Here is a 1172-nt window from a genome sequence, read left to right as displayed (position 1 = left end):
ACGTTTTAAGTGTTCATCTTCTGTATCATGAGATATCTTTGTATATTCTTTAAATTCGTCTAGAATCTCATTTGATATAGTGATGTTTTCCATTTACATCACCCCGTTTCTATGCTTGAGCTTTACCGTCTGTAGTGCCACCAGCTGGTGTTGAAGTACGAATTGCAGTAGATAATTTCAAGTCATAAACACGAGATGCGTTATTATCTGCAGGTTGTGCATAAGCAAACGTTTTAGCAGTGTATAAAATACAATCTTCTAATGCTAAAGTTTGGTCGAATTTTTTCACTGTTAATCCGCCACCACGTACTGCATCATAACGATCTGATACAAAAGCTACTAATTTATTAGCAGGTACGAATTCAGAAGTTACAATTGATACGTTGTAAGGTAAAACAGTTACAAAACCACCATTAGCAGTTAAGTAAGTGTAACGTGCTTGTACGTCCCATGAGTCTTGTGGATTAACTACTAATACAACTTTACCGTCAATGTTTACTTCTTTACCGTTTTCTTTAACAGATAAGCCTTTTAATACGTCTTTTAATTCATTTACAGTTGTATCTGCATCTGCAAAAGTTAAAGTTCCAGATGTTGTTTTATCAACGACACCGCCATTTTCTTGAATATCTTTCATTAATCCAACTGGTTGGTCTTTAGATGCACCTTCACCTGTTAAGAATGCAGCTTCTAATGCTACTGAAATAGCTTCTTCGATTTGAGTACGAACAAAACGTTCTACCCAGTTAGGCCCGAACATTTTTAAGTCATCCGGAATAACTACGAAACAAGTTAATTTAGATTGTTTGAATTCTTCTTCATCAAATGCAGCATCTAATTGGCCTTTGATTTCACCAAAGATTTTACCCCAAACAGCTTGACCTGTTGGTTCTGCTTTAATGACACGTGTTACTAAACCTGCATTTTGAATGTTGATTTTTGAAAGGAATGGATGTTCTGATTGTAAATCATCAAACACACGTTCAATGACTGTTTCAGGTAATAATTTTTCTTCTTTATAGCCAACTTCTGTATTAATTTCATTGAAGAATTTGCGTTCTTCTGAAGTTAAAGGATCTTGTGAACGTTTCGCTAAAATACCGTTGTCTACTACACGATTATTCACTTCTGCTGAAATTTCTTTCGGATCTTCTTCTTCTAAGTCTCGTAAT

1 protein-coding gene is annotated in these 1172 nt (G+C 35.0%); it reads right to left on the bottom strand.

The window, feature by feature from the left end; genetic code table 11:
- Positions 1-109: 109 nt before the first annotated feature.
- Positions 110-1172: phage major capsid protein (locus tag KA909_RS13240; protein ID WP_210130325.1), on the bottom strand; the 1063-nt coding region annotated here is incomplete at its 5' end.

Origin of the sequence: Staphylococcus sp. GDX8P54P (assembly GCF_017893165.1) — a bacterium.
Classification (GTDB): domain Bacteria; phylum Bacillota; class Bacilli; order Staphylococcales; family Staphylococcaceae; genus Staphylococcus; species Staphylococcus borealis.
The sequence above is the reverse complement of the archived record's forward strand: the minus strand, read 5'-3'. Positions and strand labels throughout refer to the sequence as shown.